Source organism: Sphingopyxis granuli (assembly GCF_001559015.1).
In the GTDB taxonomy this organism is placed as follows: Bacteria; Pseudomonadota; Alphaproteobacteria; order Sphingomonadales; family Sphingomonadaceae; genus Sphingopyxis; species Sphingopyxis granuli.
In genome coordinates, this window is sequence record NZ_CP012199.1 from 3,104,985 (window position 1) to 3,127,616 (window position 22,632).

The 22,632-nt window shown below is 59.5% G+C and carries 21 protein-coding genes and 1 other annotated feature; of the genes, 9 read left to right on the forward strand and 12 right to left on the reverse strand.

What is annotated here, in order from left to right:
- Window positions 1-174 precede the first annotated feature (174 nt).
- From istA to SGRAN_RS14385, 3 genes are all read left to right on the forward strand, one after another.
- Window positions 175-1,689 (forward strand): IS21 family transposase, encoded by a 1,515-nt coding sequence (istA, locus tag SGRAN_RS14375; RefSeq protein ID WP_079639878.1) that lies wholly within the window; start codon window positions 175-177, stop codon window positions 1,687-1,689.
- Window positions 1,686-2,522: an IS21-like element helper ATPase IstB gene (istB, locus tag SGRAN_RS14380; RefSeq protein ID WP_067182650.1), complete on the forward strand. Its 837-nt coding sequence runs from the start codon at window positions 1,686-1,688 to the stop codon at window positions 2,520-2,522. Before istA ends, istB begins: the two co-directional genes overlap by 4 nt.
- A gap of 105 nt (window positions 2,523-2,627) precedes the next feature.
- Window positions 2,628-3,197, forward strand: coding sequence for a plasmid pRiA4b ORF-3 family protein (locus tag SGRAN_RS14385; RefSeq protein WP_067182647.1), 570 nt, complete (start codon window positions 2,628-2,630; stop codon window positions 3,195-3,197).
- Here the strand turns inward: SGRAN_RS14385 and SGRAN_RS14390 are convergent.
- Together SGRAN_RS14390 and SGRAN_RS14395 are read right to left on the reverse strand one after the other, a co-directional pair.
- A complete protein-coding gene (locus tag SGRAN_RS14390; protein ID WP_082737275.1) occupies window positions 3,194-4,174 on the reverse strand; it encodes a DEAD/DEAH box helicase in 981 nt (326 codons plus the stop codon). The two genes, SGRAN_RS14385 and SGRAN_RS14390, sit on opposite strands and share 4 nt — an antisense overlap.
- Window positions 4,171-6,012 (reverse strand): TRM11 family methyltransferase, encoded by a 1,842-nt coding sequence (locus tag SGRAN_RS14395; protein WP_210434147.1) that lies wholly within the window; start codon window positions 6,010-6,012, stop codon window positions 4,171-4,173. The genes SGRAN_RS14390 and SGRAN_RS14395 overlap by 4 nt, the downstream gene beginning before the upstream one ends.
- A gap of 70 nt (window positions 6,013-6,082) precedes the next feature.
- On the opposite strand from SGRAN_RS14395, the gene SGRAN_RS14405 reads away from it, so the two are divergent.
- A protein-coding gene (locus SGRAN_RS14405; protein ID WP_148650883.1) for an IS3 family transposase occupies window positions 6,083-7,311 on the forward strand; the annotation gives its coding sequence in 2 pieces (ribosomal slippage) (window positions 6,083-6,371 and window positions 6,371-7,311; 1,230 coding nt in all).
- Window positions 6,364-6,480 (forward strand) — a sequence feature (AL1L pseudoknot). It overlaps the preceding gene by 117 nt.
- A 1-nt stretch (window position 7,312) precedes the next feature.
- Here SGRAN_RS14405 and SGRAN_RS14410 read toward each other — a convergent pair.
- The 4 genes from SGRAN_RS14410 to SGRAN_RS14425 are packed head-to-tail and all read right to left on the reverse strand — an operon-like array spanning window position 7,313 to window position 13,394.
- On the reverse strand, window positions 7,313-8,260 hold the full coding sequence (locus SGRAN_RS14410) for a DNA methyltransferase (RefSeq protein ID WP_210434148.1): 948 nt from the start codon (window positions 8,258-8,260) through the stop codon (window positions 7,313-7,315).
- 33 nt (window positions 8,261-8,293) lie between these two features.
- Window positions 8,294-12,019 carry a DUF6079 family protein gene (locus SGRAN_RS14415; RefSeq protein WP_067187100.1) on the reverse strand — a complete coding sequence of 1,242 codons (3,726 nt, stop codon included), beginning with the start codon at window positions 12,017-12,019 and terminating at the stop codon, window positions 8,294-8,296.
- A 27-nt stretch (window positions 12,020-12,046) separates the two neighbouring features.
- A complete protein-coding gene (brxF, locus tag SGRAN_RS22295) occupies window positions 12,047-12,505 on the reverse strand; it encodes a BREX-3 system P-loop-containing protein BrxF (RefSeq protein WP_148650884.1) in 459 nt (152 codons plus the stop codon).
- Window positions 12,498-13,394, reverse strand: a complete 897-nt coding sequence (locus tag SGRAN_RS14425; RefSeq protein WP_067184740.1) for a WYL domain-containing protein — start codon at window positions 13,392-13,394, stop codon at window positions 12,498-12,500. The genes brxF and SGRAN_RS14425 overlap by 8 nt, the downstream gene beginning before the upstream one ends.
- 409 nt (window positions 13,395-13,803) lie before the next feature.
- Between SGRAN_RS14425 and SGRAN_RS14435 the strand changes: the two genes are divergently transcribed.
- The 4 genes from SGRAN_RS14435 to SGRAN_RS14440 are packed head-to-tail and all read left to right on the forward strand — an operon-like array spanning window position 13,804 to window position 15,381.
- On the forward strand, window positions 13,804-14,448 hold the full coding sequence (locus SGRAN_RS14435) for a S24 family peptidase (RefSeq protein ID WP_067184745.1): 645 nt from the start codon (window positions 13,804-13,806) through the stop codon (window positions 14,446-14,448).
- Window positions 14,449-14,459: 11 nt separating this feature from the next.
- Complete coding sequence (locus SGRAN_RS23035; RefSeq protein ID WP_082737276.1) at window positions 14,460-14,885, forward strand: thermonuclease family protein; 426 nt, start codon at window positions 14,460-14,462, stop codon at window positions 14,883-14,885.
- The gene (locus SGRAN_RS23040) at window positions 14,786-15,184 is read left to right on the forward strand and encodes a DUF5818 domain-containing protein (protein WP_237234028.1); all 399 of its coding nucleotides are present in this window, start codon (window positions 14,786-14,788) and stop codon (window positions 15,182-15,184) included. Before SGRAN_RS23035 ends, SGRAN_RS23040 begins: the two co-directional genes overlap by 100 nt.
- A complete protein-coding gene (locus tag SGRAN_RS14440; protein WP_067184748.1) occupies window positions 15,184-15,381 on the forward strand; it encodes a DUF6961 family protein in 198 nt (65 codons plus the stop codon). The genes SGRAN_RS23040 and SGRAN_RS14440 overlap by 1 nt, the downstream gene beginning before the upstream one ends.
- Before the next feature lie 33 nt (window positions 15,382-15,414).
- On the opposite strand, the gene SGRAN_RS14445 is transcribed toward SGRAN_RS14440, so the two are convergent.
- From SGRAN_RS14445 to SGRAN_RS22300, 5 genes are all read right to left on the reverse strand, one after another.
- The gene (locus SGRAN_RS14445) at window positions 15,415-15,654 is read right to left on the reverse strand and encodes a hypothetical protein (protein WP_067187101.1); all 240 of its coding nucleotides are present in this window, start codon (window positions 15,652-15,654) and stop codon (window positions 15,415-15,417) included.
- A gap of 72 nt (window positions 15,655-15,726) precedes the next feature.
- Window positions 15,727-18,663, reverse strand: coding sequence for a MobF family relaxase (gene mobF / locus SGRAN_RS14450; protein ID WP_067184751.1), 2,937 nt, complete (start codon window positions 18,661-18,663; stop codon window positions 15,727-15,729).
- 37 nt (window positions 18,664-18,700) lie between these two features.
- Window positions 18,701-21,085 carry a type IV secretion system DNA-binding domain-containing protein gene (locus SGRAN_RS14455; protein WP_067184754.1) on the reverse strand — a complete coding sequence of 795 codons (2,385 nt, stop codon included), beginning with the start codon at window positions 21,083-21,085 and terminating at the stop codon, window positions 18,701-18,703.
- The gene (locus SGRAN_RS21815; protein WP_082737277.1) at window positions 21,075-21,407 is read right to left on the reverse strand and encodes a ribbon-helix-helix protein, CopG family; all 333 of its coding nucleotides are present in this window, start codon (window positions 21,405-21,407) and stop codon (window positions 21,075-21,077) included. The genes SGRAN_RS14455 and SGRAN_RS21815 overlap by 11 nt, the downstream gene beginning before the upstream one ends.
- Window positions 21,408-21,559: 152 nt before the next feature.
- A complete protein-coding gene (locus SGRAN_RS22300) occupies window positions 21,560-21,790 on the reverse strand; it encodes a hypothetical protein (RefSeq protein WP_148650885.1) in 231 nt (76 codons plus the stop codon).
- Window positions 21,791-21,846: 56 nt separating this feature from the next.
- On the opposite strand from SGRAN_RS22300, the gene SGRAN_RS14460 reads away from it, so the two are divergent.
- A complete protein-coding gene (locus tag SGRAN_RS14460; protein ID WP_020820072.1) occupies window positions 21,847-22,041 on the forward strand; it encodes a hypothetical protein in 195 nt (64 codons plus the stop codon).
- Between the two features lie 102 nt (window positions 22,042-22,143).
- Here SGRAN_RS14460 and SGRAN_RS14465 read toward each other — a convergent pair whose 3' ends face one another.
- Entirely contained in the window at window positions 22,144-22,380 is a 237-nt protein-coding gene (locus tag SGRAN_RS14465) for a hypothetical protein (protein ID WP_067184757.1), read from the reverse strand.
- Window positions 22,381-22,632: the final 252 nt, after the last annotated feature.

The following is a 22,632-nucleotide window of genomic DNA, read 5'->3' on the forward strand; positions in this document are numbered from 1 at the left end:
AAGGTGAGAACAGCGCGACAATCTAGATGAGAAAGGCGGCGGTGTGTCTGTCGGGACGAGGGGCGAAGCCCCGAGGAGCGACAGACACACCGCCGCGAGCGCCTTTTCTTCTGGAAGGGCGCTTTTGGTGATCGTGACCTGTCAGGTGGCGCCTCCTTCTGAAGGGGAGAAGCGGTGCCTGGGAGCCATATCAACGATCATCAGGTGAGATTATATATGAAGATGAGACAGACAGTGTCGCCGCGTTCAGCGGCGGCGTGCGCGGCGTTCAGCACGGCGACGGCCTATCGGCTGGAGCAGGATGCGCAGTTGCCGTCGCAAAAGAAGGCGCCGCGCGGTCGCCGTCGCCCCGATCCGCTGGCGGATATCTTCGATAGCGAGGTTGTACCGCTTCTGGAGAGTGCGCCGGGAATCCGCGCCGTCGCGGTGTTCGAAGAAATGCAGCGTCGTCATCCTGAGCTTCCCGATGGAGTGCGGCGGACGATGGAGCGTCGGATCCGCAGTTGGCGGGCGCTGCAAGGCCCGGATCGCGATGTGATCTTCCGCCAGGTGCACGAGCCGGGGCGGATGGGGCTGTCGGATTTTACGGACATGGCCGATCTGGGTGTACGGATCGCGGGGGTCGAGCTCGACCACCGGCTGTATCACTTCCGGCTCGCCTGTTCGGGCTTCGAGCATGCCCATGTGATCCTTGGCGGCGAGAGTTATGTCGCGCTGGCGGAGGGTCTGCAAAATGCGCTGTGGGCGCTGGGCGGGGCGCCGCGTGAACATCGCAGCGACAGCCTGTCGGCGGCGTTCCGCAATCTGGATGCATCGGCGCGCGATGATCTGACGCACAGATATGACGCGCTGTGCCGCCATTACCGGATGGAGCCGAGCCGCAACAACCGCGGCGTTGCGCACGAGAATGGCGCGATAGAAAGCGCGCACGGGCATCTGAAGGCGGCAGTGCGTGATGCCCTGCTGATGCGCGGATCGGTCGACTTTGGCGAGCTTGCGGAATATCGACGCTTCATCGACGAGATCGTCGCGCGCAAGAATGCCCGGAGCGCGAAGCGCATCGACGCCGAGCGGGCGGTGCTTCAGTCGCTGCCGGGCATGCGCACCAGCGATTATGAAGAGGTGCTCGTCATGGTCACCTCCTCGGGCGGGTTCACGCTGCGCAAGGTCTTCTACACGGTGCCGTCGCGGCTGATCGGTCACCGGCTGCGGGTACGGCTTTACGACGACCGGCTTGAGCTCTTCCTCGGCGGCACGCCCCTGTTCACTCTGCCGCGCGGTCGCGCCGACCGCAAAGGCAAGCATGATCATGTCGTCGATTATCGCCATGTGATCCATGCGCTGCGGCGTAAGCCGATGGCGTTGCTGAACCTCGTTTACCGTGACCAGCTCTTCCCGCGCGAGGCCTATCGGCGCATGTTCGACCGGCTGATCGAGCGGCTCGCCGATCGGATGGCGTGCCGGACGATGGTCGAGTTGCTCAGCCTTGCACATGAGCGGGCCTGCGAGGCCGAGCTTGCTGGCGTGCTGGAATCCCTGCTGGCGACGCCGCAGGGCATGCCGGACATGGCAGCGCTGCGTGCGCGGTTCGCGCCCGACCCCGCGGCTTTACCCGAGGTTATCGTCGAGCTCGTCCCGCTGAGCGCCTATGAAGCGCTGCTGGCTCCTCGCGCGGAGGAAATGGCATGACCCAGGGCATCGATGCGACCAAGCTCACCCTGATGCTCAATGAGCTGCGGCTTCCGACAATCAAGCAGCTCTGGCCGACGTTCGCCGATCGGTCCGACAAGGAGGGCTGGCCGGCGGCACGGTTCCTCAGCGCCATCACCGAGCATGAGATCGCCGAACGCGGTCGCCGCCGGATGGAGCGGCATCTGGCGGAAGCAAAGCTGTTGCCGGGAAAGACGCTCGATACGTTCGACTTCGACGCGGTGCCGATGATATCGAAGGCGCAGGTCATGGCGATCTGCGCCGGAGACAGCTGGCTCGAAAACGGCGCGAACCTGATCCTGTTCGGCCCGCCCGGCGGGGGCAAATCGCACCTGTCGTCGGCGATCGGACTGGCGCTCATCGAAAAGGGCTGGCGCGTGCTGTTCGTCCGGACCTCCGACCTCGTCCAGAAACTGCAGGTTGCGCGCCGCGAGCTTACGCTCGAAAACGCGATCAATCGGCTCGATCGCTTCGATCTGCTGATCCTGGACGATCTGGCTTACGTCGCCAAGGACCAAGCCGAAACCTCGGTCCTGTTCGAGCTGATCAGCGCGCGATACGAGCGGCGTTCGCTGCTGATTACCGCCAACCAGCCGTTCGGCGAATGGAACCGGGTCTTCCCCGATCCCGCCATGACGCTGGCCGCTGTCGATCGCCTCGTGCACCACGCCACCATCTTCGAAATGAACGTCGAAAGCTATCGGCGGCGCGCCGCGATCGACCGAAAGCAGCACGGCGCAGGTCGGCCCGCAAAGGTCGCGACAATCAAAAATACCGGCCTGTCGCTCCACGACAATCAACCTGCGACATAGGCCTTGCCAGCGACAATTAAACACATCAAAACGGCACCGTCGCGGTCAGCGCTTCTCATCCTGATCGTCGCTAACTTCTCATCCAGATCGTCGCGCTACAAAGACATGAAGCCCGCCATCTGGCGCCGTGTCGAACTTCCCGTCACCAACAGCCTCAAGACCCTGCACCTCGCGATCCAGGCCTGCATGCTCTTCGAGAACTACCATCTGTTCCAGTTCGACATTGGCGATGCCGCCTATGGCATCCGCTTCGATGATGACGATGCTTTCATGGTCCGCACCCGCGATGCCGCCAATATGCGCATCGGCAAGCTCGTCGAGCGCGGCATCACCAGCTTCACCTACACCTATGATTTCGGCGACAACTGGCGACATCGTATCGAGATCGAAGAGATCTCATCCACCATCCCCGGCATCGATTACCCGCGCTTCGTCGATGGCGAACGACGAGCCCCGCCCGAAGATGTCGGCGGAACCCCGGGATTTGAAGAGTTCCTCAATGCCATGGCCAAGCCGCGCGATCCCGAGCGCGCATCCATGGTGCAATGGTATGGCGGCGTCTTCGATCCCACCGATATCGGCGCCGACGAGATCAACGCACGCATGGCGAAGCTCGCCAAGCGACGAGCACAGGGAAGAGCCGCCTACGCCGACGCTAAATCCCGCGACAGCTAATCGATGGCGGCTTCCTGACCACGCTTACCGCGCTTCTCGGTACGGACGACGAATGGACGCACGCGGTCACTCGAGACGCTGGTTTCGTCGGGAAAGGAATCCCGATCGAGCAGCTGCATGAGGCGATGGAACTGATCGGTTTTGCCTTGGTGCGGCGTGGCCGAAAGCAGCAGCAAGTAAGGCGCTGCCTCCGAGAGTGCCGCGCCCAGCTTATACCGCGCAACCTGATCGGTGCTGCCACCCATCCTGTGCGCTTCATCGATGATGACCAGATCCCAAGATGCTGAGATCAGGTCTTCGAAACGCTCTCGATTGTATGTGCTTAGCTGCTCCAGGCTCCAGCCACGCCTTGCCTCGAGTGGCTTCACGGAGTCCAGCGAGCAAATGACCTGATCGTGGAGACGCCAGAGGTTCTCTTCGTCGCTGCGCCATTGGCGAAACGCGGAAAGCTCGGCCGGTTCGATATACTGAACATGTTCCCCAAAATGGAGACGCATTTCGGCCTGCCACTGCCTTACCAGGCCCTTTGGGGCCACGATGAGAATGCGTTTAGCCATCCCCCGTAGCTTGAGTTCACGCAGGATGAGACCAGCTTCGACCGTCTTTCCGAGGCCCACCTCATCGGCCAGCAGATACCGAATTCTGTCCCTGCTCATCACGCGATTGAGGGCGTAAAGCTGGTGAGGCAGCGGCACCACGCTGGACTGAATGGGCGCCAAAAGTAGATTGTCTTCAAGAGCGTCCAGCAGCTTTGCCGCCGCTGCGGTGTGCAGAATTTCATCCGATGTTGGCTGGACGGACTCCAGCGAACTTAAATCACTCGTACGTGCGCGGACAACGGCATCCTTACCGGGCAACCAGACCCGATAGGCGATCTCACCCCAGATCTCCTCCCGGTCCACGACACGACATGGGGCGGCATGCCTTGCATGCCAACACCAGTCGCCGATGCCATGCCCGCGGACCTCATGCGTCACGCATCAGCCTCCATGCGAGTGAGTGCCTGGTCGTACCAGAGAAGGAGCTTCTCATCTTCCTGCAACGCCTCGTCGGGGATCTTTTGGGCAATACCGATGATGGTCTTGTAGTCCTTTGCTCCCCACGCGTTCTTGAAGCCCGCGCGAAGCACCTCGAGCCGGAACTCCCTGAGCTTCCGGCCGGGCGCGGACTTGTAGTTTTCGAATTCCTTCAGCAGCGACCGCTCGCGCTTCTGCTCGAGATCCTTCGCCTTGCTCGGATCGGGCGCGTACCAGCGGTCCTTCGCCTTGGCCTTCAGCCGCGGATCATCCTTCTCAAGACCGCGCAGATCCTTGAAGTTAGTGGAAAGGTAGCTGTGGATCTGACTGGGTACGTCGCCACTGCCATCGTAGCGTAGGAAGTTGTCGGCGAGCAGCGCCGACAGCTCTGGCCTCTCCTCGTGCTTCCGCCAGCCCGCACCGACTTGGGTGGTGAACTCAGGATGCACTTCTTGGTAGGTCGAGGGGCGCTTTCGCAGGAAGTCCATCAACCAGTCGATGGCGGAACGCTCGTCGGAGACGAACAGCTCCATCTGTGGCGCCTGCGCGGCTTGAGCCCGCTTTCGATCGTATTCGGCGACCTGTTCCGGAAGGAACACCATGCCGTCGCGTTCCGGGTAGCGATTGCGCAGGCCGTCGAGGAACTCTTCTGTCGAAAGCGGCACGGGGAAGTCGTGTCGCACAAACCAGGCAACCATTCTGTCGTAGATGCGGCGCGGATCGCGCTCCACGACCATCTCGAGGATGCCGCTCTTTCTCTTTGTGATCGGCAGCTGTCGGAGATGGGTTTCAACGAAATCCCATGAGGACTCAGGTGCGGCCCCGCGCTCTGCAAGGCGCTTCTCCAAGCCACCGTTTGGTTTGTAGGCCGAGATGACCAGATCTTGTTTCACGGCATTCGGCGAAACAACCTGTTGAAAGCTGCCTTGTTTCTTGTCAAGAGCGGTGACTTCAGCGACGACAAAGCCCACCTGTTGAAGGCCGACTTGAATCGAATTCCAAACCGCTGCTCTACTATTCGAGAAGACTATCGTGATCCATCGTCCAGGCTTCAAGACGCGATAATACTCTGCAAAGGACTCCGTCATTAGCTTCTGATAATCAAAAACGCTCTTATCTCTGACGCGATCCACAATGGCCTCCGGCAAGGCATCCGTACGGACTCCATGCCAAGATTCCACCAGTACATTCAAATCAGCGTAGTATATGTTTTCACCAAATGGCGGATCGGTGAAGATGTAGTCTACGCTTTCAGTGGGAATCGGCATATTTGTAGCCGACCCAGTCGTTATTGCAGTTACACGCTTCGGCCTGTAAGACTGAAACGCCTTAGTCAATCGCGAAAGCTTACCTTCTAGAACATACCAAGGGCTGCACTCCGCAGTTTGGCTGGCAACATAGAAGACGCCGCTAAGATATTGATTAACCTGCGAGAATCCGCTCGGCCTGTTGCGGTTAAGGATCGACATTGTCCAAATTGCCTGCTCCACCATGAAGAGAAGGAAATTTCGAGTGCGTGGATCTCTGTGTTCCTTAGCCTTTTGCCAAAGCAAGCCCATTGCTTGTGCAGCTCTCGGCAAGAACATGTGGTGAATGGCCGCGGTGTTTGTTGTTTTCATGCGCCCAACCCGGGTCATTTGCGAGTCTGGCATCGAATTCATTGGTAAATCATTCGGGAAGGGGAGTTCAGAAATTCTCCGAATGATCCCAAGGTCGTGATCGTCGGGCTCTTTGCTAAATTTCTGACGGCCGATTGAGTAGGCGATACTTACCGGCACTCTCTTCGGTCGCTTGTTCACTTCTTTGTTGCCTGGATTGAACCGCCCCGGGATTGCCGGAGGCCCTAACTCCTGAGAGGAAGGGCCTGTGATGAGTAAGACAACGAACAAATTTGCACCTGAGGTTCGCGCACGTGCGGTCCGGATGGTGCTGGATCACGAAGGCGATCATCCATCACGGTGGGCAGCCATTGTGTCGATCGCAGCGAAGATCGGCTGCGTTCCGCAGACGCTTCATGAATGGGTGAAGAAAGTCGAGGTCGACAGCGGCAAGCGCGCCGGTGTGCCGACCGAGATGGCTGATCGCCTCAAGTCCCTTGAACGCGAGAACCGCGAGTTGCGCCAGGCCAACGAGATCCTGCGCAAGGCGTCGGCATATTTTGCCCAGGCGGAGCTCGACCGCCCGTTCAGGCGATGACTGCCTTCATTGATGAGCATCGTGAGGTTTATGGGGTCGAGCCGATCTGCCGGGTTCTGCCGATCGCCCCATCCACTTACCACGAGCGGGTCGCTCAGCGACGAGATCCTGAAAGGCTATCAGATCGTGCCCGGCGCGATCGGGATCTGAAGCCCGAGGTGGTCCGTGTTTTTGCGGAGAACTTCGGCGTTTACGGGGTGCGCAAGGTCTGGCGACAGATGAACCGCGAGGGCTTCGCCGTCGCGCGATGCACCATCGAGCGGCTGATGCGCGACTTGGGCTTGCAGGGTGTAATCCGGGGCAAGCCGGTGCGCACGACGATCAGCGACAAAGCCGCGCCTTGTCCGCTCGATCAGGTGAACCGGCAGTTCCATGCGCCGGCGCCCAACATGCTCTGGGTGTCGGACTTTACCTATGTCGCGACATGGGCAGGCTTCGTTTATGTGGCCTTCGTCATCGACGTTTATGCCCGCTATATCGTCGGTTGGCGGGTCAGCAGGACGGCGCATGCGAGCTTCGTCCTGGATGCGCTCGAGCAGGCCATCCATGATCGCCGTCCTGCCCACCGTGGCGGGCTGATCCACCACAGCGATCGCGGCAGCCAATATGTGTCGATCAAATATACCGAGCGCCTCGCCGAGGCCGGGATCGAGCCGTCGGTCGGGAGTGTTGGCGACAGTTATGACAACGCCTTGGCGGAGACGATCAATGGCCTTTACAAGGCCGAGGTGATCCACCGGCGAGGTCCGTGGCGATCCTTTGAAGCTGTCGAATATGCCACGCTCGAATGGGTCGACTGGTTCAACAACAGGCGGCTGCTGGAACCCATCGGCAATATCCCGCCCGCTGAAGCCGAAGAACGATATTATGCCATGCTGGACGACGTCTCCATGGCTGCGTAACTTAAACCAAATGGCCTCCGGCAGTCCCGGGGCGGTTCAGATCAATGAAGCTTTCAAATACGAGGTCCATTTGCTCCTTTGTGGCCTCAGCTCCACAGTGATGGCAGGTTATCTTCTTGGATACTTTCTGCGTCTCATCATCCATCGCTGCAAATGTGAACACAACTTCACCACCGCAGGATTGGCATCCAAGAGTCTCACTCCAAACGGTATAATCAATACGCGCTTTTCGCTTCCCGTCCGAGTGTAGCGTCTCGTACATCCAACCAATTTCGCGCTCGACGTCAGCCAGCAATTGCTTGCCCGCCTTGGCGAAGGAATCGACATCGAACGGCAGGTTGTAGTTGGCACCAATGAACGTAGCCGCCGGGGAAAGATCGTTCAGAATGGCGTGCCGCGCGCCCCACTTCGGCGCGGCCATGCCTGCTTTCTTCCACTCCATCTCCACCTGGTGACGATAAGACGCGGGGGCCGTGCCGCACCACTGTGCCGCCACGCCGGTCATGCCCGATCCGGCAAATCCGTCGAGCACGACGTCACCAGGCTCGGTGAAGTGCAGGATGGACGGCACGATGGCCAAGTGGGGCACCTTGGTGTGGTAGGAATGCGCCTTGTAAATCGGATCAGTCTTTCCCACGGACACGTCGATAGCCATCGGCTCGCGAGCGTATTCCTGGCTAGGATCGTAAGCCTTTCCGTAGTGCTTCACGAAATCTGCCAGCCAGGGATTGGGGCACGCCGTGTAGTAGGGCGGATCCGACATCGCCAGGATCGCTTCGTCCGTCCCTTGCGGGAATCCCTCCTGCGTCCGGAACACCGGATCCTTCAGCTTCTCCGCCAAAAGCCCCAGAAAGTGCGCTCGCCGCGCGTCCTCGCTGGGGAAGGTCATGCCAAGGCATTCGAACGCGTTGCCGCTCTTCTTGGTTTCCATCTTCAGTTGTTCGTTCATCATCAGTCTTTCGGGAAATTGGGAAGTGCGCGATCAATCGACCACGAAGCGAAGCTTGGTGGTATCCTTGCCTTTGCAGCGATCGTTCAAGAACGCCTCAAACCGTTTGCGCAGATCTTCCGGTGTCGCGGGCGAGCCGCCAAGCAGAAGCGCCTGCCTGATATCCTCTCCGCTGACATTGATCTTTTCGAGGCCGGACAGGGCCTCCTGAATGGCCGCAACGAAGTCCGGCGTGACTGGTTCGGGGATTACCTTCGATGAAAGATACCCGTCGACTAGGCTTCGCGCTGCCGGCTTCAGGAGATCGAAATTCTCTTGGATGATCGGGTCTTCGAGATTGTCCAGAAGGGCCTGACTCCAGCCGTTGATTAGCCGGTCAAGCTCGTCATCGAGCTGCTTCAAGACATTGGCCGCGGGCAGCAAGTCCCCTTGCTCGTTCGCTGGGCGGAAGCCACAATGCGAACACACAGGTCCTGCAGAAAGATCAGATTCCACCAACGATGGACAGCTCTTGAGCTTGTCCAGCTTCTCCTCGAATGTTGTCAGCTGGCTGGTTGGCATAAGCGAGATCCCAGCAAGCGCGCGCAAAGCGACAAGTCGAGAATCCTTGCGAAGCGAAGTCTTAGTCTTGTCCTCGGTAAGGCCAAGTCGGGCAGTGCTGTGCTGCCCAACGTAGGCGGTAACGTAGTCCTTTTTAAGCTTTGCCAGGGTCTGCCGGTAATCTGTGGCATTCTGGACCCCGCTATCCGCAGCGAGCCTTTCGAGAAGCTGCTTGCGAGCATCCTGAGCCTGTTTAACCCAAGCATGATCAGGCGACAGGACCATTTCAGCCTGCGAGAGGTAGCCGGCCGTTGCGCCAAGCTCCGCCACGAGATCGAGAAGACCCTCGATGGCTTTCAACGTTTCGAGGTTCTTGGTCTGCGCAGCAATATCTTCAGACCCAATCCGGAGATTCTTGAGTTTACCCACCGTATTGTAGGGAGCCAAGTTCTCAGAGAATGCCTTCAGACTCTCGAGTTTGCTTCGCCGGTCAGCGATTTCCTCATCACGCAAGAGGGACTGACCCCAGAAGCTTAGCCTGCCGGACATATCGGTTGTCGCGCCAAGAACGCGGCGGGTCAGCTTTCCAACCTCTTCCTGCAGCCGTTTGACCGGCTCGTCGGAACCCTGGGTCGCTTGCTGAGCAAGCCCCGGCGGCAAGCCGAGCAGCTCAAATAGCGATCGAAGGATCGCGACGTTGATTTCCTTCGGAGCCTCCACATGCTTGAACTGCTTCAGGTCATCCAGCGAGCGCTCAGCGAGCAGAGATATCTTGCCGGAATCGATCTTGTCTCCGGTGATCGCGAGGACGATGTCGCCGGCGTAGACCAGTGCTCCAAGCACCGTGACCAAGAGATCGGGCTCAAGTCGGAACTTGATTGGCGAGAAGAATTCCACGTCGCCATCGCCGCTCAGCAGCTCGCTTCGATTAAGGACTTGGCCTTGACCCTTTGCCTTCAATCTAACGAGAACATCCTTGGCGTAGCGCGAGCGAGTGGGCTCAATCCGGTCACCGTCGAGCATTTCAAGGCCGTCGAGGATAATGATCGCATCTTTCGTGCGGCTTCCGCCGGCCAGCGCCTTCAAGGCGTTGCTGACTAGCTGCTTGCGGTTCGCTTCGGTCATCAGAGCTGAAAAGGCGGGATATTCTGGTGCGTCTTCCGCAAACTGGTTGTTGAGTGCCAGACCCGAGATCACGTTGACCACGTCACGGAAATTGATGCGCTCGTCGGGTCCGAGACGCGCCTTATCCCGCAGCGAAACACCTTTGGCCCAATCCTGCAGGGTTTTGGCCTTCCCTTGGTACGAAACCTCGAAGGCCGTCATCTGCTTTTCGTGCAGCCATTTGCTGATGTCCCGGATGGCATCCTTCGTCTTGTCGAGGTAGATGGACTTCGCGCCGCCACTCGCCGTCGAAGCAAGCTCTCGCGCGGCAGCGTAACAAGAAAGATGCCGCCTCACATCGTCATCCAGGTTCTTCAAGCGGAAGAATACCTCATCACCCTTGGCGTCATCTCTAAACCGCGGAGGCTCAAAAGGTTGGATGAAATAGATGTAAAAATCGCGCTCGGGCTGCGCCGTCGGACGGTCGTTTGGCGCTCCGAAGAAGAGGTAGCCATTTCGCTCGACACGGCGGTCCTGCCATTCGATCTGGTATTGCCAGATCTGATGCCCGGTCACGTAACTCGTGTCGTCGGTCCGCTCCATAAGCTGACTAATGGCGCTATAGTACGCACGATCGAGCGCATCATCGGATAGCGCTTCGGCGCGCTTCTCAATCTGCGCGTCGTAGTCCACGTCCTTCTTGAGATCGAGGTAGTATTGCTCCGTGTCAGACGCCTTCGAAATGAACTGCCCGTTCACCGTCTTGAGCGTTTCGCGAAGCACCGTCTGGACGAGCGACAGCAAGTCGGCTTCCGGCTCCCCACCCATGTCCTCAATGCCTGGTTGGAAGAGACACAGGGTGTCGCGAAGCTCTTCGGCAGTGGGGCCCACCGGAACGTAGATGTCGCCGCCGGTAGTCAGGCGATGCACCGACAAGCCATCGATGATGCGCAGTGCCATGGGCTTGTATGCAGGACGCGTGAAAGCTTTCGTCACCCGCTCCGAGAGGACTTCAGATACCTTCAGCACCGGGCCAATGTTGGGGTCCGCGCGAAGGACGGAGTTCGACGTGACGGTGTCCCAGAATTTGTCGTAGCCGATCAGGCCTGGCCGATCGCTCGGAACTTCATCCTTCAGGATCGCCTGGATTTGATCGCGCAAGGTCACGAGAGCGCCACGCTTTTCGGTGAATACCAGCCGCTCGAAGGTACCGATGTAATCGGGATGCACAGGAAAGAGCCTGACATACTCGTCCATGCGCTCGTTCATTGAGCCATAGAACTTTGCAAACGGCGTGAGGTACGTCCGGATCTTGTCCTGCTGATCGGCGGTCTTCTTGAGGAGACGTTCGGCGACTACGAAGCTCACGTCCTGGCGTGCGAGAAGCACTTGGGTGAAGCGATCCTTCACGCGGCGCAAGCTGTCGGCAACATGCTGGAATCGACTGCTGTCGAAGATGGCTTCCTGAACACCGGCCACGAAGCGAAAACGCAGATGCTTTGCGACTTCACCAATCTCGCGAAGGAACGAGAGATCGAGAACCAGATCGTGATCCTTGCGAGACCGCAGATATTCGAGGAATTCGTCGACAACGAGCAGCACGCCCTGGTTCGGATGAACTTCCGCGAACGCGGCCATCATCTCTTCAAAGGCCGCCTTGTTGTTGATCACCTGGTCCGCAGGAGGGAAGGAAAAGCTGACGCCGTTCTTCTCGAGGAAAAGTTCCAGCTGCTGAGTGATGATGTCGCGCAAGGACATCTGGCTCGAGATTTCGATCCTGTGGACCTTGAACTTGCCGGCGATCGTTGCCGCGGCTTCAGCCACTTTGGGATGACGGATCAAGGGAACGTAGGCGGCATCCTCGGCGACGAGCGACAACACGGACATGAGGTGCGATTTACCCGTACCGTAGTTACCGACGACCAGAAGTCCCTTGTGATCAACGGCTTCGTCGAACGACAGCTGCGGGACGATCTGCGTTGCGATGCGCTCGGCCATATCGTCGGAAATCACGTAGGTCGAAACGAGCTTCTTCGCTTCGTCCGGACGGTTCGCGTCCAGAAGCTGAATGACCGATTCAATCGGTTCAAACTGAATGAGATCGCCATACTGCATGGACATCTCCAAAATTCCTCTCAAAGCTCAGTTCAACTCAAGTACGATTGCGCCATCTACGGCGACATCGCAGTGCTCGGGATGACCCACTTTTGCGTAAAGCAGGCGGCCATCCTTGAAATTTCCCGGCCATGCCACGACGACTGTCATAGCGTGGGCCAAGCGTTTGATCGTATCGAAGGGATTTATCTTCAATTCTGCATCAAACATGACTTCGATATTGTCGAGTACGACTACCCCGCGATCGCGGTGATGCGAGAGCATGTCCCTCAATACGCCCAACACCTCGAAGCTTCTTTGCGAAGAAGGGATTGGAAGAAGCAGGTTCGAGAGTTCGCTACCGACATTTATGATCTGCAGATCGTGGGTTTTAGCGAATTCGGCGAGCAGAGCCGTTTTGCCTCCTCCGGAATTCGCGACGACTAGAACCAGCTTGCTGTTGAGCTGCGTCGCATCGGCAACCAATTGCTGAAGGCGCTCAAGCATCCTGCGCTCCGCGTGTATGAGAGGAGCTCTCAGCTCCCATTGCAGAGTTTATCGCGTCTGCATTCAGCAGAACGATCTGCTGATCCTGAGGCCGCCGAGCCGACGGGTCCGTGTCGAGCCCAAGCCGTTTGAGTGCGTAGTACAGGAGCGCGCGCTTGACCGGGATGGTCGCCCTCCCCCCTTCCATCGCATAATCGAGTTCGATCGCCTTTCGTTGGCCGACGCTCAGTTCAGGATGGGGCGCAATGACGAGGTCAATGTCACTGAGCCAGTCACGATCGCGCGAATCTGTCCCCTCGCTAGCCTTGCTCGCGCGGGTTTCTCCGATGCGGGACAGGACGAAGTCCTTGAACTCCCCGCTACGGACGCAGTGGGCCCGGGCGTGCCATCTGAACCCGTCAAAGACCAAGGCATGCGGCGCGATCCAGCGCCAGGACGGATCCGGCGAGGACATCGATTGATAAAGGACCTCGAGTACTTCCTTGCGCTTGATCGCGGTCACGACCGCTCGGAGAATGGGGGCAGACACACCGCGGGCAGGTGTTGGCGCGCAAGCAAACCCCGGAACGCTGCCGATCCAGGCATCGTCAGGAGTAATGATCCCGTCGGCTATCGATCTGATCTGAGTGAGATACCGCTCGGCGTCAGGCTTATGGAAGATTGGCTTGAAGGAAGAGCTTCGCACATAGGTCCGTGCGCTTTTGTCGTAGACCATGTTGGTCCCGGCCAGACCCAGATATCTGTTGAGATCGGCTGACGCCTGATTGATCGAAACCCCGAAAGTCTCGACGATATCGCTTCGGTTTACGTGCCCTTCCCAGAACAACCGGAATTCAATGAATTCCAGCCTGCTCTCGACCCCGCGTCGTAAACCTGATTCGCCGTCCATGCCTCGAAGCCCCCACAAAAGCTGGACCGACCAGTTTCTGTATGGGCACACCTACTGGACGGATGTAATTAAAGCAATGCGAATCTAATCCGCCAACACGTCAACACGATCCGAGATCGTAGACGCAACTCGCTCTGTAGACGCGAGAAAATTAAGAACGCGTTGCGTCGTCTTGCGCCTTGGTCGACGCCCTTCGCGCAGATCCTGCACGAAACGGGGGTCCCCGACGGCCTGCCTACCAAACATGCTGGCCTTCGTACCGCTACGCGCCAAATAGCCCTCGATCTGGTCCAGGAGCTCCATCGCCTTCGACTCGCTTTCCGCTTGTGTTCTTGTTATGTTCTTATTAGGAAGGCTTCCTAGAGTCTAGGATCGAATTTCCTAGACGGATGCGATAGGACCCGCAGCGATGGAAGATGCACGCAAAGCCCTGGACGATCTGATCCAGCAACGAGGCTGTAATTACTCCTCGATTTCTCGCCTTCTCGGACGCAACGCGGCCTACATCCAGCAATACATCCGCCGCGGCAGTCCCCGGCAGTTGGACGAGCAGGACCGGTCCGTGCTGGCCCGCTTCTTCGGAGTAAACGAGAAGATCCTCGGTGCGCCCGAACGGCGATCCGGCCCGGTCGTCGAACTGGTCCATGTCCCGGTTCTCGATGTCGAAGCCTCGGCAGGGCACGGCGCTTTGGCAGAGATGGAATCCAAATGCGCCCAGTTCGGGTTCGACGAGAAGTGGCTGCGCCGTCTGACCGCAAGCAAAGCGACGAGCCTTTCGATCATCGCCGTGCACGGGGATTCGATGGAGCCGACGTTGCATGACGGCGATGAAGTCATGGTTGACCTGAATGATGGACAGTCGCGGCTTCGCGACGGGATCTATGTGCTGCGCATGGATGATATGCTCAGCGTCAAGCGGGTGGCAATCGAACCGCAAGGCAAGCGGGTCTCCGTGCTCAGTGACAATTCGGCCTATCCCAGCTGGCGTGGCCTGGAGAAGCGGACGATCAATATCGTCGGCCGCGTGCTTTGGTTCGGCCGCGCGCTTCGCTAGATAGCTCGCCAATGCTTGCCTTTCTCGCTGCCTCGATCGTCGCTGCCGGCCAGACCTTTACCTGCACGCCCACGCATGTGTGGGATGGCGACGGGCCCATATGGTGCGCCGAAGGCCCCCATGTCCGCATTTCAGGAATCGCCGCACGCGAAATGGACGGGACATGCCGAACCAATCAGCCCTGCCCCGACGCGTCGGCGATCGAAGCGCGCGACGCGCTGGTCGATCTTCTTGGCGGCCCTCGCGGGACCATCTCGACAGGGCATGTCGCGGTTCGTGGACCGAGATTGACGTGCCGGTCGGAAGGATCGGCAGGCGGCAACCGGACGGCTGCCTGGTGCCGATTGCCGAACGGAGCCGATCTCTCCTGCGCGATGATCCAGACACGCACAGTGCTGCGTTGGGATCGCTATTGGAAAGGGCCTGCATGCCGCTAGGCCCGGAACTCTGTCTGACAGGCCGTCTTGCCGAAGGCCCCTTCGGACTTGAACTGCATTCGGGCGGCGGGGTGTGGGAGCTCGACACCGGGCGTGGAGCACGCCGGTTGCTCGGATGCGAAGTAGAAGTCTGCGGACGCCGCGCCGGGTTCAACGAGTTCATCTGCGATCAGATCTGGCCAGCAGGACAACCACGCCCTCCTCGCTCCAAATTCAATATTGAACTTCTCCTGGCGTGCAGTGTCGTGGGCTACGGTTTGATCGCGTTCTTCCTCGGCCTTGTTGGACGTCTCGGCTGATGCTGAGCGATTGGGAACTCTGGGCCTGTGCCAACCAAGTCCTGAATACCCATGGTGAGAATGCACCCCTTCATGTCGCCGAGCAGATCGGCGCGCTCGCACTGGCACAGGACGAGGCGGGCATCGCCACTTGGAAAGCCATCGCCAAACGCGTGGCAGAGCTGATGGGGAAGGATCGCCCGACGCGCCTGCAATAAGCCAGTATTACCTCAACCACATCTCAATGCTGGTCAGCCCATCGGCGAGAGATCGCCCGGAAAGAGAGTGGGCTGAGAGCTCCTGCCGGCATTCCCCTCTCCTTCGAACTCCAAACCCTGCATGCGTTCGACCAGGTGGCGCGCTAGATCGACACGAGCATTGCGCTGGGTTCGCGGGTCGTCAGCACCGAGCCCGACAAGCGTTGCTTCGGACGCAACCGCAAGCGCGACCTCGATTTGCGTAAACAGGATTTCATCGGCGATTCGGGACATGGTCGCCATGAGAACAAAAACAGAACTAACAGTCAACCGGTGCCATATGAACCCATGCGGAAAGATGCTGCGTCAGATCCCGATTTCGAAGGGCTTGGTGATCGAGCGATCGAGTTCGGGCGGCTCGCGAGCCGATTCTTGCGAACGATCAGACGCCTTGCCCTTAGCCTGGCCCGTTGCTGCCGCAGCGCGCAGCTGATTGACCGTTTCGAGTGCTGAGCGCTTCATTCCCGGATTGCGCTCAACAGCTGCTTCGAGCTTGCCGGCATTGTCGACAAACAGGGTCAGACCATCGCGCAGGCGGGTTATTGTCACGAGAAATGTCTGCTGGTTGGCAAGATTGCGTTCGCGGCTATCCATGACGGCGATCCCGCGGTCGGAGGTCAGACCCTGCGCCATGTGCGCATTGAGCGCGTAGGCGAGATCAAGACGCTCGAGCATGGGATCGCCCAGCCCCAGCAGGTGTTCGGCGCCAAGCGACGTTTTCACCGTGACACCCTTCGGATCAACCGCCACGATGCGCGCCTGATCGGCGTTGAGCAGTCCGCGCTTGTGATCGGTCGCCGTCCAGCGAATGCGGTCACCATCGTGGATTTCTAGTGGGCGAACCTCAAACAGACGCAGCGGATCCTGCTCACCCTGCGGTCGCATCTGGCCCGGCCGGAATTCAAAGCGCTTGCCCCGCTCGTTCTGTAGCATCACGCGTTCGCGGGAGGGATCGGTCGCGATCACCTCATAGCGCCCTCTCTGAAGGCCCTGCCCCCTTTGCCGGCGGTCGACTTCGAGCACCATGCCGGCCGCATAGCTGCGCGCATAGCGCATTTCCTCACGCGTCAGATTGACGCGCGACAGCACAGTGAGACCCAAGGAACCCGGTCCCAATTCGCCATTGGCCTTGAGCCCGATTTGGACTGCTTCATTCACCTGTCCGCGCAAGTTGCGACCCGAAGCATAAATCGCGGTCATCTCCCGCTCTGCAGGCGAAAGCGATAGCCAGGCCGCCGCGGCGTCGACGGAAGCTGTATTTCCCGACGTGACGACATGCGGGCCAAGATGTCGCAAGGCCTCGTCGATATTTCCGCCCTGCGCTGCATATTGAGCGTCGCGCAACGCCTTATCGCGGGCCCGGAGATTGGTGTTCATGGTGGCCGTTTCGACGCCTGCCTTCTGCATGACGTCGAAGGGTTTGCCTGCATCGACAGCGCCCAATTGCTTCCTGTCCCCTATGCTGGCGAAGCGGTCGAGCTGAAGCAGATTGGCTAGACGCACGAGCTTTTCCTTGTCGGCATTGCCGACCATCGAGGCTTCGTCGAGCAGCACCGTGGTGCCGCGCAGAGACGCGCGAGCCTCGGCAAGCCTCGCCTGGTCTGCTCCTTCCAGAAGGCCCTGATGTTGGCGCAAGAAGCGCGCGACCGTCATCGAGGGAATGCCGGTGTCACGTTCAAGCATCTGCACGAGCGTGTTCTGGACTGCGAGCCCGAGCACGGACTTGCCTTCCTCGCGCAAGATGTCCGCCACAGGTTTGAGAACGGTACTCTTGCCGGCGCCAGCTACGCCTTGAATGGCGACAATCCGGTTGTGCGAGGCGAGAAGCAGGCGCCCTGCCCCTTCCTGGCCAGGGTTCAAGGTCAGGCCATATTTGAGCTGAGAGAGCGCCTGTAGCCGCTCTCCGGCCACATCAGCTTCGACCACGGCAGACCCATGGCCACGTCCGGTTTCGACGGCGGCGATGATGCGCTGTTCGAGCCCGATCGCATCGCGGGTCGTGACAAGATTGCGATCTGCACCCTTGCCTTTTTGCAGGTGGCCCTGGCGCAGCAACTGGTCGACGCGGTGTTCGATGTCGGGGAGCGTGGTGGGCAAGGCAAAGCCTAGCGCTGAGCGATATATCTCAGTCCGCGAGAACGCCGCCTCGCGCTCGCCTAAATGCCGGATTGCCGATGCGACCGCATGAACGGCGGCGATCTGTTCGGGCGTCCGGCGCTCCATATCGCGAGGCACAAGCGGGTCGCCCTGACGTAGCCCCAAACGCTCCGCGAAGGTCGCAGCCAAAAGGCGCGCCCGCTTACCGATCGATCGGACCGAATTTCCAATTCCGGAGACGGAGCCTATGTCGGTGGCGGCCCTTGCATTGGCCTGTGCAATGACCAGCCTCGGATCAAAGCCCAAGTGTGCCGCTGCCTCGCGCCATTGATTCACGAGAGCCTGGCGGTCAGCCACTGGCCCCTTATCCGCGCGGGTCATCAATGTGGCTGCATCCAATGCGGCCGGACCTTTTGCCTCCATGGTCGAGTATGCCTCGAGAATCTCGGCGCGGCGCGAACTGAAGGCGTCACGCACGGGTTTTGGGACGCCCACCGCTTCGAAATTGCCATGCTTGCCGAATTCGCCAACCTGGTAGCCGAGCTTTTGTACGGCCAAGCGGAAGCGCGCCATGGTCATGGCATTGAGCAGCGTGTTGTGCTCCCAGATCTTGTCATTCCTCAGCGCTCGCCATTTGCCATCGGGTCCCTGGGTGACATTGGCAACCACGGCGTGAAAGTGCGCGTTGGGCTCCTGATTGCGGTTTGTATCGTGCTGGAAAAGCCCGATCACGAGATTGCGCGTCGCGACCACTCGTTCCTTGCCTCGGACCTCCATGCGGGTTTCGGCGAGATTCTTCTCGGCCCAGGCCAGCGTCTCGCGGACGGCAGCGCCATAGGCATCGAGGATGCGCCTGTCGCCCCCGACGAGGGCAAGGATGGACCAGCTCTTGGGCATCGAGAATGTGAGGTCGGTGCCGGCGCGATGGGTCCTGTTATCGCTCCCGACACGGCTTCCATCGGGCAGCATGCCCTTGAGCACGGCCTCGAACTGCGAGGCTTCGATAACGCCTCGCAGTCCAAGCGTCTCCGCGCCTTTGCCAAGCCACTGACCAGATCTCTCGGCATCAGCGCGGGTATAGTAATTGTCGGCAGCAAAGTAGTTGGCAGCGCCGCCGGCGGTACGGACATTGGCTACAGAGAGCATCAGGTCTCACTCCGCCCGGCGGCGTCTGCCTCGTGCGTCACAGTTCAAAATCGCCGAGATCGGGACCCTCGTGCGATGGCTGATCCTGCTCGGGAACGCCGTCTTCGAGCATGAGCTTGCGGGCTTCTGCCTCTCGTTGGCGCTGGGCTGTCCGATCGACGGCTTGCGGCTTATTCGAGGGCGGATTGGCCCGTGGCAAGTCGCTTCGGCGTCCCTCCTTCACGCTTGTCGATGGATTCTTCTCATCGGGATGATCGCCTTTGCGAAGCGTCGCATTCGTGGGCAGCAATGGACGGGAGTTACGCGGCGTTGCCGTGCGCTCTTCGGGCGACGATTTTCCCAGATGACCGGACTTACCTGACGGCTTCCTGAGGTCGTCGGGAATGTCCTTTTCGTCCTGTTTCGCCGCCTGCTGGCGTGATCGCTTGGCATCCGCCTCGACTACCGGCTCAAGCGGAAGAGTACCTTGCTTCGGGACGACAGGCTTGCCTGCCCCGTCATCGTTCGACGAAGGATGTTCGCTCTGGTTTGTTGGCGGATTAGCAGACGTCTGGCCGCCCCCAGTTTCGCCTTCGGCTTTCCGGATTGGCTCTCGATCCTTGGCCCGACCGACGAAGACATGCGCGATTCTTTCCCGGTCTATCGGCTTCAAACGGACCGGCGCCGCAGGAAAGCCGTCCGGGAATTTGATGAAGCCCGAGAGGCGCGGCAGGTTCATCAGTTGGTCGGGCAGCAACAAAGGCTCGATATGCTTGCGCGGCGTCAGACTGACGGCGTCGCGGGCATTGTTATAACCATAGGTGTAGCCTTCTTCCATGTCGCGAACCTGGCGATGGCCGATGAAGTCGGAACACCAGGTAGCTGTCTCGCGGTCTGCCGTACCGAGGATCAATTTCGTCCGGGCAAGCGATGCGAGCGTCATCGCCATGTTCTCACCGTAGACCTCCTTAAGCTTGGCGTAGGCATGGATGCCGGTGACGATTGCGCCGCCGAAATTGCGCGCCGTCTGCAGGCCTTTCTCGAGAGCGGGTAGCCGGTGAAGAGCGCCCAGCTCGTCGATGAAGAACCAGCATTTGAGGTCCTTGGTGCGGGGCATCGTCATAAGCGTGTTCATCGCCGTATCGAGCCACAGCGTGAGCAGCTGCGCGCACACGCTCATGTCGACGTAGCGCGCCGAGATGAAGACCATCGAGCCACTTCTTTTGGCGTTAGTGCCTTGCTCGTCATGGGCGCCCTCCTCGATCCAGTCGCGGACCGAAAAGCGGCGCCCGGAAGTGGGCAGGAGCTTCAGCGCCTTGGCGTTCACGTTGAACACTGCCCGGATCGATTCCGCCATACGCGCGGCTTCGGGAGCGGTCAGGGGATCGGCGATCGTGCCTCGCATCATGGCGTGGACCCGCGAGAGATCGGCGGTCATCAGTTCGCGAGCAAGCGCAGCATTGGTGCCCCGCCCTTCGGCCACCAACTTGAGGCAGAACTCGACGAACAGCGCACGCGCTGCGATAACCCAGAACTGTGCCTCCCCGCCCCCGTCATGGGGCACGAGGGCTTCCGCTGCCGCCCAGAATTCGCCCTCGGTGCGGCATTCGTCGAAGAGGCTCCATTGGGGACAGCGCGCGTCGAGCGGGTTCAGAATGATGTCCCGGTCGGCCTGGTAGAAGTGTTCGATGAAAGCGCCGGTGAGGTCGAACACGACGCAGCGCTGTCCCTTTGCGCGCGCTTCGGCAATCATGTCCGACATGGCGACTGTCTTGCCCATGCCGGTGGTTCCGATGAGCATGGCGTGGCTCTGTTCGAGCCGCCAGGGATAGACAACCGTCGCAAGATGCGAGGGCCGGTATGGAAATGCCGCGGACAGTTCCTTGGGCGAACACAGATGCCATTTCCAACCCATGGCGCTCGAAAGCTCTCGGGCGCGCTCGCGCTGGTTGTGCCCGCGCAGCTCATCGACCAGTTCCGGTAGCGTAACGAGCATGGCCCCGCGCTCATGCTTGCGCTCTTTCGAGCGACTGCCGAAGCGCGCTGCGAACCAGTAGAACAAAACGAAGGCCGGCACGAGAAGCAAGGCCGAACGCACCAGAGCATCGCCCAGCAAGTCGAGCAGATGATCCCATGCACGGCTCACCGGCGGATAGGCATCGAGCATGATGATGGGGATCTGGACTGTTCCTCCAAACCCCGTTTCGAGTGCGACCTGTTTGGCCGGATCGAACTCCATGAAGCCGTAGATGGCAGCATAAATGCGCATCCAGACGAGGTAGGTTTCGTGATCGCTCAGCCCTGCCGAAATGGTCCACCAGCTAGTCCAGGAAATGCCGATGGCGGCGATGATCAGCGGCCCCTTGAGGCCTGCTGCAAACATGAAGCTGAAGTGTCCGAGCAGCTGACTTCCGCGCGTGAAGTTGACGAGGTTACGCTTCATCGGAACCTCCCTCGCTGGCGTTTGCGGTGAGCCCTAGTTCCTTGCATTTGCGCGCGTAGGCCTGATGGGCTCGCTCACGCAGACTGTGATCGGCATGCCCTGCGAGGAGGGCATCAACGCCGACCATCGTGAACACTGATTGACGGCTGATGCGGTCGACCGATGTTTCGAGCTTCGATGCAAGATCGTCATTTTCACATGCCTGCGAAAGCAGCGACCGGATCCATTCGCTGACGCTTATATCGCGCCGCTTGGCTGCAGTACGAACCCGCTCAGCGAGCTCGACAGTGACATGTACCTGGAGAGATTTTGGCCGTGTCATGCACGGACTCCTTGTGGTCAGGAGCCCGGAACGCACTGCGAAAGGCGGTTATTTTCTAAATCAGAAATGAGAACATGTCAAGAACATGCGAGATGCGCAGGAATGCGCCATTTCTGGCTGCATTCAATCGAATCCGATTGGCGAATTGGCGACTATTCATTTCTGATTGAGAAGCTGCCATTTTTGCGAAAATCCTTCAAAACGCTGTCTTTACTATCTTTTTTACCGCCTCCCGCTTGCGATTTGTCGCGTAGGGTGTGCTCCTCAGTCCCCAGCTGCAAGGTCAGGAACCAGCCATTGAGCCTGTAACGGGCGATGCGGATTGCGATGCCGATTTCTTGAGATGGCTCGTGGGCTGCCGTCGCCCGGATCTCGGTAGTCACAGAACGGATCAGGGCCTATGCCGATTGGCTGAAAGCAGGCAACGAGGAGCCTGAGCATGACCCAGGTCACACTGAGCGCGACACCCAAGGGCAATGGTTTCCAAGCGACGATCACCTATTCAAACGGGGTGTCAATCAGTTCGGCCGAGGCTTTCCCTACCCAGGCAGAGGCGATCGAGGCGGCAGCTTTGAAGGTCCTGGAAATGCCAGAGCGACTTGCTGACCTGGACAAGCCCGATGCCCAGGATTGATGTCGGCCATCGACAATTGCGCCTGGTCTGACGTGGTCTGCAAAGGTCTGCGAGCAAAAAGAAAGGAGGAAGCCCTGACGGACTTCCTCCCAAACCGACGGGTCAGAATTCATCACTGAGCCGGCCCGGCACCGTATCAATGACACGGTCCAGCAAGGCCTTGGGCAACGCGCCGTAGTCCCCTTCATCGACCGCGATGTAGCCTGCATCTTCATCGCTCAGAATGTACTGCGTGAAGTAGCTGTGAAAGGACCGGGCATGGGCCTGATCCAGTGCGGCAACGAAGGCGGCCTGATCTGCCTTGAGACCGGCATCGGCAATGTTCGGCGAAGCGTACATGATCTATCCTCCTGATGTTCGATGCGTCGCATCAGGAGTTGCGAAAGATGTGGGTGACGGGCTGGGTCAGGGACCGCGCAAGCGGCCGCGAAGCGGCGATGGGGGCAACGATTTTTGCCGGGCTTGCCCGGTAAAAATGGTGGGGCCCCGTCGTCCTTGACGCAGCCCCAAAGCCTGCATCAGACTTGGCCTTTCTGCGAGAGAGACATCTCCAACGTCAGCGGGAAAGCGCACCAATCGCCCCACAAACCG

Bases quoted from the DNA above. Each gene is read 5' to 3' on its own strand.
- SGRAN_RS14410 (WP_210434148.1), bottom strand. From the start codon at position 8,260: ATGAACGAACAACTGAAGATGGAAACCAAGAAGAGCGGCAACGCGTTC.
- SGRAN_RS23035 (WP_082737276.1), top strand. From the start codon at position 14,460: ATGCTTGCCTTTCTCGCTGCCTCGATCGTCGCTGCCGGCCAGACCTTT.
- istB (WP_067182650.1), top strand. From the start codon at position 1,686: ATGACCCAGGGCATCGATGCGACCAAGCTCACCCTGATGCTCAATGAG.
- SGRAN_RS14455 (WP_067184754.1), bottom strand. From the start codon at position 21,085: ATGAAGCGTAACCTCGTCAACTTCACGCGCGGAAGTCAGCTGCTCGGA.
- SGRAN_RS14445 (WP_067187101.1), bottom strand. From the start codon at position 15,654: ATGTCCCGAATCGCCGATGAAATCCTGTTTACGCAAATCGAGGTCGCG.
- SGRAN_RS14425 (WP_067184740.1), bottom strand. From the start codon at position 13,394: ATGGACGGCGAATCAGGTTTACGACGCGGGGTCGAGAGCAGGCTGGAA.
- SGRAN_RS14460 (WP_020820072.1), top strand. From the start codon at position 21,847: ATGACCCAGGTCACACTGAGCGCGACACCCAAGGGCAATGGTTTCCAA.
- mobF (WP_067184751.1), bottom strand. From the start codon at position 18,663: ATGCTCTCTGTAGCCAATGTCCGTACCGCCGGCGGCGCTGCCAACTAC.
- SGRAN_RS14440 (WP_067184748.1), top strand. From the start codon at position 15,184: ATGCTGAGCGATTGGGAACTCTGGGCCTGTGCCAACCAAGTCCTGAAT.
- SGRAN_RS21815 (WP_082737277.1), bottom strand. From the start codon at position 21,407: ATGACACGGCCAAAATCTCTCCAGGTACATGTCACTGTCGAGCTCGCT.
- SGRAN_RS14465 (WP_067184757.1), bottom strand. From the start codon at position 22,380: ATGTACGCTTCGCCGAACATTGCCGATGCCGGTCTCAAGGCAGATCAG.
- SGRAN_RS14385 (WP_067182647.1), top strand. From the start codon at position 2,628: ATGAAGCCCGCCATCTGGCGCCGTGTCGAACTTCCCGTCACCAACAGC.
- SGRAN_RS14435 (WP_067184745.1), top strand. From the start codon at position 13,804: ATGGAAGATGCACGCAAAGCCCTGGACGATCTGATCCAGCAACGAGGC.
- SGRAN_RS14415 (WP_067187100.1), bottom strand. From the start codon at position 12,019: ATGCAGTATGGCGATCTCATTCAGTTTGAACCGATTGAATCGGTCATT.
- brxF (WP_148650884.1), bottom strand. From the start codon at position 12,505: ATGCTTGAGCGCCTTCAGCAATTGGTTGCCGATGCGACGCAGCTCAAC.